Source organism: Nostoc sp. CHAB 5715, from assembly GCF_020829685.1.
Lineage (GTDB): Bacteria > Cyanobacteriota > Cyanobacteriia > Cyanobacteriales > Nostocaceae > Nostoc.
In genome coordinates this window covers 1-4,672 of record NZ_JAIVFR010000613.1, presented here as the reverse complement: position 1 = coordinate 4,672, position 4,672 = coordinate 1, and the positions used below count along the sequence as shown (strand labels likewise).

General features: G+C 41.7%; 9 protein-coding genes. 5 read left to right on the top strand and 4 right to left on the bottom strand.

Going from position 1 to position 4,672, the window contains the following annotated elements; all coding sequences use genetic code 11:
- Window positions 1–282 (top strand): helix-turn-helix domain-containing protein (locus LC574_RS27365; protein ID WP_229456807.1); only part of this gene is annotated, 282 nt, incomplete at its 5' end.
- Between the two features lie 108 nt (window positions 283–390).
- On the top strand, window positions 391–855 hold the full coding sequence (locus tag LC574_RS27360; protein WP_229456806.1) for a hypothetical protein: 465 nt from the start codon (window positions 391–393) through the stop codon (window positions 853–855).
- Here the strand turns inward: LC574_RS27360 and LC574_RS27355 are convergent.
- The 3 genes from LC574_RS27355 to LC574_RS27345 all read right to left on the bottom strand — a co-directional run bounded on the left by LC574_RS27355 (window position 756) and on the right by LC574_RS27345 (window position 2,653).
- Window positions 756–1,202 carry a trypsin-like peptidase domain-containing protein gene (locus LC574_RS27355; RefSeq protein WP_229456805.1) on the bottom strand — a complete coding sequence of 149 codons (447 nt, stop codon included), beginning with the start codon at window positions 1,200–1,202 and terminating at the stop codon, window positions 756–758. The two genes, LC574_RS27360 and LC574_RS27355, sit on opposite strands and share 100 nt — an antisense overlap.
- Window positions 1,184–2,011, bottom strand: coding sequence for a serine protease (locus tag LC574_RS27350; RefSeq protein ID WP_229456804.1), 828 nt, complete (start codon window positions 2,009–2,011; stop codon window positions 1,184–1,186). Before LC574_RS27350 ends, LC574_RS27355 begins: the two co-directional genes overlap by 19 nt.
- An 81-nt stretch (window positions 2,012–2,092) precedes the next feature.
- Complete coding sequence (locus LC574_RS27345; protein ID WP_229456803.1) at window positions 2,093–2,653, bottom strand: COP23 domain-containing protein; 561 nt, start codon at window positions 2,651–2,653, stop codon at window positions 2,093–2,095.
- A gap of 409 nt (window positions 2,654–3,062) precedes the next feature.
- Here LC574_RS27345 and LC574_RS27340 point away from each other — a divergent pair, with 409 nt between their 5' ends.
- On the top strand, window positions 3,063–3,341 hold the full coding sequence (locus LC574_RS27340) for a hypothetical protein (protein ID WP_229456802.1): 279 nt from the start codon (window positions 3,063–3,065) through the stop codon (window positions 3,339–3,341).
- 58 nt (window positions 3,342–3,399) lie between these two features.
- Here LC574_RS27340 and LC574_RS27335 read toward each other — a convergent pair whose 3' ends face one another.
- Window positions 3,400–3,792: a hypothetical protein gene (locus LC574_RS27335; RefSeq protein WP_229456801.1), complete on the bottom strand. Its 393-nt coding sequence runs from the start codon at window positions 3,790–3,792 to the stop codon at window positions 3,400–3,402.
- Between the two features lie 172 nt (window positions 3,793–3,964).
- Between LC574_RS27335 and LC574_RS27330 the strand changes: the two genes are divergently transcribed.
- Entirely contained in the window at window positions 3,965–4,147 is a 183-nt protein-coding gene (locus LC574_RS27330) for a hypothetical protein (protein ID WP_229456800.1), read from the top strand.
- The coding region (locus tag LC574_RS27325; protein WP_229456808.1) for a response regulator transcription factor at window positions 4,093–4,672 on the top strand (580 nt) is incomplete at its 3' end. The genes LC574_RS27330 and LC574_RS27325, both read left to right, overlap by 55 nt.

Sequence of the window (4,672 nt, the reverse complement as noted above, 5' to 3'; positions counted from 1 at the left end):
ACGGTGAAATTGACTCACTTGGAATTTGAGTTACTTCACTGCTTATTGCAACGCCACGGTCAAACAGTTTCTCCTAGCGAAATCCTCAGAGAAGTTTGGGGCTACGATCCTGATGATGACATAGAAACGATTCGAGTCCATATTCGCCACTTGAGAACTAAGTTAGAACCAGATCCCCGCCACCCCCGCTATATCAAGACAGTATATGGTGCTGGATACTGTCTTGAATTACCCGGTGTACCTCCAGCAAATGAAGGGGCTTCGGTAACAGTCGTTGAATGAAATCACCGCAGCAATTGTAAGTAGTGAGTATTCAGGTTAGTAGGGTAGCACAGCTGTGCTACCCTACGAATTATTGTATGTACTTCATTGAAGTCATTTAAATAGCATATGGAACCTTTAACTACTGCGGCGATCGCTCTTAGCTCTGTAATTGCCATCAAAGCCTTAGAAAAGACAGGCGAAAAGGTAGGTGAAGCTTTATGGGATCGGGCTGGCAAGTTTCTCGTCACCCTCAAAAAACAGTCTCCCCATACTGTAGTTGCTATTGAACAAATGCCAGAACAACCTCTCGATTATGGCAAAGCTTTACTAGAGGTAGAATCTGCTGCCAAAGCTAATCCTGAACTGGCTCAAGCTGCACAAGAAGTAGCAACAGCAGCTAAAGCTGAACCCAATCCTAATTTTATTCAATTGATACAGCAACAAGCCGATAACTTAAAGTCTCAACCGCAACAGCCAAGTGTCATTAACTATCAGAAGTTGGCAGATGAGATGAAGAATGTTTTCCAAGGCACTATATTTAACGCCCCAGTGACTAAGTTTTCAGAATTTCCTTTTTCTGCAACACTATAATTTTGGTTGCTAGTAAACTGAAATGTCGCCAAATCAACACCTAGGAATGATTGCACTTGGCTACTGTTAAAGGTGTATTGTTTACCATCTGGTGTTTGAACTGTGTAGCTACCTTCAAATTGCACCACATGCCAATTTGTGAGAATGGTGTAAGTATTGCCTTGGCGTTCAATAATTACGCCAGAACCTGTACCTGTTCCATCAATACGAACTGTAATTTTTTGAGCGATGGGACTAATTTCTGTGGGTTTCAACGCCGTGGCGATTTGCAGATGCACAACGACAATTGCTGTACCAAATAATACTGCCGGAAGTCCACCCGCAAACCTCATGATTTCTTCTCCCAATGATTTTGTAATACTTCTTTTCTAATAGGTACAGCCATACTAGAACGTGTAATTATTTCTTGTAATGATTTATCCGGTTGGGAACCATCCTGATAAACTTCTGGAGTATCCCAAAGTGGGTCTTTATGTAAGCTATTGATACCCACAACTTCACCATATACATTTAATAATGGTGCACCACTCATCCCTTTACGAACATCATTTGTATACCCAATCTGGTAGCCTTGCTCTAAAGCTTTTTCTAGCAATAAAGTGACTTTACCAGAGGTAAAGACAAACTGATTGTTAAAGATTTTTGCTGCTTGGGGAGACAGCTTTTGATTAGTTAAATTAGATATAAATCCACCAACAAAAACCTCATCCCCAATTTGCAAGCTAGATGCATCTTTGATATTAGCAATTGTATAAACTACATAAGGGCTACGAAACTGCAACACAGCCAAATCTTCCTTCTGAAATTCCGCAACCTGCAACACAGAAGCTTGATAGACACGCCCATCTGGTGCTTGAATTTGATAGGGAGGTTTAGCTGTTCTTAAGACATGGACATTAGTTATCACTGTATAAATTTGTCCTTTGTTTTGCAGCAGAGTTCCTGAACCGAGTAACTCTTTTGCAGATATTTTGACAGTGATTGTCTTTGCCAATAGTTGTAATTGTTCTGGTGAAAGCGGAGTTGATGTCTGAGAAAGTTTGGTAACATCACTAGAAATTCTTTGCTGTTTTGGCAATGCTAAGGAAATACCAGCAAGACAAATTAGCAAGCAGACTGTGTACCCAAGTCCGTTTTTGAGCCATTGCCAGATCATGTTAAAGTAAACTCCCCAAAGAACTGCCAACTAGAAGCAAGATTATACAGACTCTGTTTTGAGATTGCTAAACGCAAAAGTCTATTGACCACACTGCTTGTCATCTACTAGTCGCTTAACATCAAGATACAAATCACCGTCATACTCAGTATAAGGGCGACATTTGCCAGTTAAATCCAAAGGTTTACCTGCAACACCACGGCGAAAAGCAATGATCTGCTGGTAGACTCTTCCTAAATCAGTTCCTGGCTTGAGGGTGACTAGTACATTATCTGAAGTACAAGGTATGCCTTTACGATTGGCAATGCACAAAACTGGATGATTGTTGAAGTTAAATTCACTCCTGATGAAAAGTGAACCATTATCGTAATAGCGTTGCAGCCTTGTGGAGACAATCTTACAACGTTCTGAGGGTGGAAATTTTTTAAAATCTTTAACTACCCAACGGATGAATGTCTCATTTCCCCGTGAGGTGCGTACTTTAGTAACTGGTACACCGCGTTCCTGCGTGCAAAAGAATTTGTTATTTCTAGCATAACTCGGCTGGTTGCTTGTGGTAGTGGCAACTGCCAAAGCTAAAGCTGAAATCACGGAAGTTGTTGCTACCCCTGGTAATACGCGAGCAAATAACCTCAGTTGCATATATCTAAGTATTAATCACTAAAAATACTTGACACTAATAGAGCAAGCTACAACGTCAAATGAGCAATTTTCAGAATTATGCTCAAATATATCAGTAAAAATCAGGCTTTTTGATAAAAAATTATCAAGATAACTTGCTTTTTAACGATCGCCCTCAACCCACAAACTTATCCCTGCAAAAACGATCGCCTCCCATCAAAAAAAGTGCAATATTTTTCAAAATACGCTTGACAGGTATAAAATTATACTTTAATATTAAAGTATGGTTGAAGCGATGGCCAAATCCCGCAAAGAAGACAGCAATCGCCTCAATCTAAACCCCAAGATCGATAAAGGCGATCGCCTCATCCCGCAAAGAAGTGTGCGATCGCCTTTATAAAAACCCCAATATCGGAGTATGAATATCATCATGTCACAATTACCAGAATCTGCCCAGTCCAAGTTAGAACAGTTTTTGTCTGGGGAAAATTTAGATACACCCGCCAGCCATCAACCAACCCGACAGCCATTACCCCGAAGAGAACCGATTAAACATACATTGATTGGTTCTGCCAAAGCCGTTACCAGCACCATCCACTATTTGCAAGTAATTGGCTACGCCAACGTTGGGGACTGGAGTCTACTAGTACCCACCGATAACCCAGATGAGGTAATGAGCATTCTAATCCGTCAGATTCTCATGCAATAATCTAGATGTAGAGACTAGCAATTGCTAGTCTCTACTAATGATTGAAGACTGCGATATCCTAGTTGATTTGCATACCAGTAGGAGCAGGTTGACCGAGAGCAGAAACCACACTTTGACGCACAATACGCTTGCGATCGCTTTTACGAGTACCTCCAGCCATCTGATACTCATAGCTATTATTACCAAATTTATAAGCTATACCACGCAAAAATTTCTCAGAATAGTCTGCCAAATCTTCTTCATTTTCAAGAATCTGGGTTAGCAAGATATCAATATTGGAGAGGGTGGTATTATATGCTTCTAGAGATTGTCGCAGGCTTTCGATTTTTACAGTATAATCTTTGACTGACAATCCCTCTCCGACATCTAGACTTGAATTGATAGATTTAATGCTTGCTAGACGTGTTTCAGCTTTGCCAAGAATACGTGAATTACGTTTTGGTCTTGCCATAATTGTTACTCATTTTTCAAATTTACATAACTCTATAGTGGACAATTGTTTAAAAAGTTGTCATACGTAAAATTATTGATTTTTATCAAGAAACTTAGAATTTCAGTAATTTACAGCTACTTTTGATAACGTCAGGGCGGAAGTTGCTACAGACTGCGCGAAACACCCAAACGTGAAGCCAGAAATTGCTACAGCCAAGGCGGAAGTTGCTACAGACTGCGCGAAACACCCAAACGTGAAGGCGGAAGTTGCTACAGCCTGCGCGAAACACTCAAACGTGAAGGCGGAAGTTGCTACAGCCTGCGCGAAACACTCAAACGTGAAGGCGGAAGTTGCTACAGCCAAGGCAGATTAGAAATGGCTGGCTACGATGTTAGTCAAGCTGAAGACGGCATCAAAGGTCAAGCGCTGGCTCTCCAGCTGCAACCAGACTTGATCATGCTCGATTTAATGTTGCCCAGAGTAGATGGGTTTACCGTTTGCCAACGCCTGCGCCGAGACGATCGCACCTCTGAGATTCCCGTGTTAATGTTGACGGCTTTGAGCCAAACTCAGGACAAGGTGGAAGGCTTCAATGCTGGCGCCGATGACTACCTCACCAAACCTTTTGAAGTTGAAGAACTGCTAGCGCGGGTGCGAGCACTTTTGCGGCGGACTGACCGCATTCCCCAAGCAGCAAAGCATAGTGAAATTCTCAACTATGGCTCACTCACCCTCGTTCCCGAAAGATTTGAGGCGATATGGTTCAATGAAACGGTGAAATTGACTCACTTGGAATTTGAGTTACTTCACTGCTTATTGCAACGCCACGGTCAAACAGTTTCTCCTAGCGAAATCCTCAGAGAAGTTTGGGGCTACGATCCTGATGATGACATAGAAA

Bases quoted from the DNA above. Each gene is read 5' to 3' on its own strand.
- LC574_RS27360 (WP_229456806.1), top strand. From the start codon at position 391: ATGGAACCTTTAACTACTGCGGCGATCGCTCTTAGCTCTGTAATTGCC.
- LC574_RS27350 (WP_229456804.1), bottom strand. From the start codon at position 2,011: ATGATCTGGCAATGGCTCAAAAACGGACTTGGGTACACAGTCTGCTTG.
- LC574_RS27345 (WP_229456803.1), bottom strand. From the start codon at position 2,653: ATGCAACTGAGGTTATTTGCTCGCGTATTACCAGGGGTAGCAACAACT.
- LC574_RS27340 (WP_229456802.1), top strand. From the start codon at position 3,063: ATGTCACAATTACCAGAATCTGCCCAGTCCAAGTTAGAACAGTTTTTG.
- LC574_RS27335 (WP_229456801.1), bottom strand. From the start codon at position 3,792: ATGGCAAGACCAAAACGTAATTCACGTATTCTTGGCAAAGCTGAAACA.